Genomic DNA, 4159 nt, shown 5'->3' on the forward strand with positions numbered 1-4159 from the left:
GAGCGCGACTTAGTGCAAATTTCTCAAAAACTCCTTGCGCTAGATTCCGCACTAAAAAATCAAGACAAGAAGCTCTTGTCCCAGACTTTTAAACGGCTTGCAAACATCACAAAAGAAGTTTGTTTGGATTCTCCTTTAAGCATTAAAGAAGAAAAATTACTCGCTCCAGAAGAAATAGAACTCTATCAAGCCTTTAATTCCTGCAATCTTCAAGGCTGCGATTATGCTACGCGTTTAGATTCCTTGCTTAAACTCAACCCCATTTTGGATAGATTCTTTGACAAGGTACTAGTAAATACCCCCGATGAGGATTTCAAAAACAACCGCAAACATTTGATTGCAAGGATTTATAAGGCATTTTTAGAGATTGCAGAGATTAAAGAAATCAGTCTGTAAGGTATAGTTTGCGCGTATTTACTGAAATTGAAATTGCAAAAATTCAACAAGCCATTTCAGAAAAAAAAGAGAAATTTCCACAAGAATGGCTTGGGCGCACACTCGCCTACACACCTTATCAGCCACGCCCTCTACCTGAAATCTTTAAAAAACCTGTGGATTCTATTCCTAAAATCCTCTATGACTTCTCTCTGCAAACATTGGATACTAGCGCGACGCAAATTTCACTTTTGCAAACAGCCAAAGACTATGAGAGCCGAGCTTGTGGGTTTTTTGTAGAATCTTTGGAGATTCTAACCTATATTCGCCGCTATGTGAGTATTCCGCTGATTTATGATTTTTTAATCTTAGATTCTTATCAACTTTTAGAATCCCTTGTTTATGGTGCAGATAGCGTTGTTTTGTTGCCCAAATTTTTGACGCAAAAACAGCTCAAAAATCTAAGCGATTACGCTACAAAAATAGGTTTAAGCATAATCTTTCGGATAGAATCCAAAGAAGATCTTACCAAAGCAATTTTTTCTAAAGCCGATATTTTGGATTTAAATGAAAATTTTTCGCTCCTTTCTATGATTCCAAAAAACAAAATTATCCTAAGCAAGATTCCAAAAAATTTCCAAGAAAGCCACCAAAATTACTTCAAAGCACTTGACATTACCATTTTAGAATTATAAATTCTTGTCTTATTATTCCAAAAATAAATAAAATGAAAAATAATTTTTAAGTAATTCTTTAGAGTTTTTTAGTTAAAAACCTGATTTTAAAATTTATTGATTCCGTGGAGTAATTTATGTCCTTAATGATTAATGAAGAATGTATTGCCTGCGATGCTTGTCGCGAAGAATGCCCCAATGAAGCGATTGAAGAGGGAGATCCTCATTACACAATTGACCCAGAAAAATGCACAGAATGTTATGGATTCTATGATGAGCCTGCGTGTCTATCTGTTTGCCCAGTAGATGCTATAATCTCCGACCCTGATAATGTAGAAACCCTAGAAGAGCTAAAGTTCAAACACTCTCAATTACACCAAGAAGATTAGACTAAGGCAACAAAAGTGGCACAAATCACTGCAATTATTGATATTGGTTCAAACTCTGCGAGAATGGCAATTTTTGAAAAAACAAGCCATTTGGGATTCCATTTGCTTTATGAATCCAAAAGCAAAGTCCGAATCTCTGAATCCACTTATGAACATCAAGGCTATTTGCAACAAAAACCAATGGAACGTGCCCTTTGCGCCTTAAAAGACTTTTTGTGGATTGCTAAATTACATAAAGCACGCAAGATTTTATGTGTCGCTACTTCCGCAGTGCGTGATGCGCCCAACAAGGCAGACTTTTTAAAACTTGCAAAAAAGATTGGATTGAAAATCAAGGTTATCACAGGAGAACAAGAAGCATATTTTGGAGCATTAAGCGCGCTTAATCTTTTGCCCTATCACGAAGGTCTTACGATTGATATTGGCGGTGGAAGCACGGAATGCGCGCTAATAGAAAATTCCAAAGTAGTAGATAAAATCTCATTAAATATAGGGACAATCCGATTAAAAGAATTATTCTTTGACAAAGGAGACTTACAAGGCGCAAGAAATTTTGTCCAACAAACGCTTGCGCAACTTCCCTCTCATTTTCATCATCGACGAATTTTTGGGATTGGTGGAACTGCAAGGGCGTTGAGCAAAATCATTCAAAAGCAAATCAACTATCCACTAGACACATTGCACGCTTTTGAATACGATTTTGCAACACACCACGAGTTTTTTCGTGAAATTTACACCGCAAAACCAGATGAATTGCCACAACTCGGCATTCAAGCAGACAGGATTGATTCCATTCAAGGGGGAGCTTTAATCTTTCATCTTGCCCTATTGCACTTCAAAGCCGAAAATGTTGTTACAAGCGGAGTTGGAGTGCGTGAGGGTGTTTTTTTGAATGACCTTTTGCGCTATGAAAATGGGCATTTCCCTCCGAACTTCAATCCTAGTGTGCGGAATCTAAAAGACCGCTTTATCCGTGATTTCAAACAATCCAATTCACAAAAAACCCTTGCGCTCAAGCTTTTTGAAGCTCAAAGAAAAATCCCATTAATCCATGATTCCTACCAACAACATTTAAGCGTTAGTGCGGAATTATGTAATATCGGAATTGCGCTTAATTTTTATGAAAAAAGTCATCACGGAAATTACATTTTATTTAATGCCCTAAGTTATGGTTTAAGTCATCAAGACAGATTATTGATTGCAACACTTGTAAAGTTCGCTTTTAAAAAGATTCCACAGACTTTAACTTATGCTAATTTATTGCCTGAAATCAAAGTGATTAAGATTCTTAGCTTTTTTGTAGGGCTTTGCGAAATCCTAAGCAAGAATCAAATACCAAAAAACTTTCAATTCTCCTTTGAATCAAGTCAAAATGGATATACTTTACAGATTACACATTCAGAGTTTTCCTATCTTGTGCGAGAGCAAATTTCTAAACTGATTCCTCCAAGCCCTATTATAGAAATTGCATTGATTCAAACCACAAAAGCCAACCAATGAAAACTCCGCTGAAAGTCGCCATTGTCCGCTTAAGCTCACTTGGAGATATTATCCATAGTGCGAGCTTATTGCCGCTACTTCTTGAATCCCTCAAACCAACTTATGCAGTTACTTTGCATTGGTATATTGATAAAATCTTTAGTGAGATTTTGGAGGATTCTCCTTTGATTGATAAACTCATCGCATTGCCTTTGAAAGAGGCGATTGCTTCTAGGAAATTCTATGCTTTGACAGCAATTTACCATACTCTAAAGCAAGAATCCTATGATATTGTATTAGACTTGCAAGGTTTGTTAAAATCTGCTTTGATAAGCAAGCTTTTATCAACAAACAAAGTTATAGGATTTCAAACCGCCAAAGAATCTCTCGCAACCTTTTTTTATCACCAAAAAATCCCAATCCCTTATGAAGAACATATTTTATTACGTAATGCAACTTTGGCTTTTAGCGCATTTGGCTTGAAAATTCCCACTTTAGAGACTTTAAAAAACCCTCAAAATTTCTTAGGATTCCAAGATTCTTTCCTACCTTTTGACTTGCCAAAAAACAAAAAAATTCTTTGTGTGTTAGAGACTTCCAAGCCCAACAAAACTTATCCCATAAAATCTTTCGTGGAGCTTGCCTCACTCCTAAACGCAAAATCCTATACACCACTTTTCCTAAGCCGTGAAACCTTAGAGATTCTAAACCCAAAAAATACACGATTCCAAAGTATCCATAGCTTAAATTTAAATCAAATCAAAATGCTCGTGGCACAAATGGATTTAGTCATTGGAGGTGATACAGGTATTACACATCTTGCTTGGGCATTCCATCGCCCCTCTATCACACTTTTTGGAGCAACACCAGCACAAAGATTCAACCTTAGCACACAACAAAACCTTTATCTTAGTGCCAATGAACAAGCAAATTACAAAAAAGATGATTTTAGCATTCGTGAGATTTCCCCCTCTCGTATCTGCACACTTGCTTGTGCGATTTTGGAGGGGAATCTCAAACACCAAACAAAAGAGAAGCAATGAAAATTTTTCAATCCTTTAAAGAATTTTTATTTCTTTTTTTTCTGCAAGGGTTTGGCTACTTCTTTCTATATTTGCCCCATTTCTTGCGCTTTAGCTTGGCAAAAGGAATCGCATTTTTTTTGTATCTGCTAGATTCTAGGCGCAAGTTTGATTTGCTAGCAAACTTGGATTTTGCCTACAATCACTCCCTAACCAATGC

Annotated in this window: 4 protein-coding genes and 2 pseudogenes; all 6 read left to right on the top strand. The window is 36.5% G+C overall.

Translation table 11 applies throughout. From position 1 onward, the window contains the following. Positions 1-396, top strand: a pseudogene (locus Q1553_RS00470) (glycine--tRNA ligase subunit beta); the annotation flags it as partial. A gap of 8 nt (positions 397-404) precedes the next feature. After that, entirely contained in the window at positions 405-1070 is a 666-nt protein-coding gene (locus tag Q1553_RS00475) for a hypothetical protein (protein ID WP_300842664.1), read from the top strand. Between the two features lie 116 nt (positions 1071-1186). Next, complete coding sequence (locus tag Q1553_RS00480) at positions 1187-1438, top strand: YfhL family 4Fe-4S dicluster ferredoxin (protein ID WP_115551579.1); 252 nt, start codon at positions 1187-1189, stop codon at positions 1436-1438. Positions 1439-1453: 15 nt separating this feature from the next. Beyond that, positions 1454-2938, top strand: coding sequence for a Ppx/GppA phosphatase family protein (locus tag Q1553_RS00485; protein WP_115551580.1), 1485 nt, complete (start codon positions 1454-1456; stop codon positions 2936-2938). Then, positions 2935-3960: a lipopolysaccharide heptosyltransferase I gene (waaC, locus tag Q1553_RS00490; RefSeq protein ID WP_297578380.1), complete on the top strand. Its 1026-nt coding sequence runs from the start codon at positions 2935-2937 to the stop codon at positions 3958-3960. Before Q1553_RS00485 ends, waaC begins: the two co-directional genes overlap by 4 nt. Continuing rightward, positions 3957-4159: pseudogene (locus tag Q1553_RS00495) on the top strand (lipid A biosynthesis acyltransferase); the annotation flags it as partial. The gene waaC and the pseudogene Q1553_RS00495, both read left to right, overlap by 4 nt.

The sequence above is a fragment of the Helicobacter sp. UBA3407 genome (assembly GCF_949747025.1).
GTDB lineage: Bacteria > Campylobacterota > Campylobacteria > Campylobacterales > Helicobacteraceae > Helicobacter_D > Helicobacter_D ganmani.

Bases quoted from the DNA above. Each gene is read 5' to 3' on its own strand.
- waaC (WP_297578380.1), top strand. From the start codon at position 2,935: ATGAAAACTCCGCTGAAAGTCGCCATTGTCCGCTTAAGCTCACTTGGA.
- Q1553_RS00480 (WP_115551579.1), top strand. From the start codon at position 1,187: ATGTCCTTAATGATTAATGAAGAATGTATTGCCTGCGATGCTTGTCGC.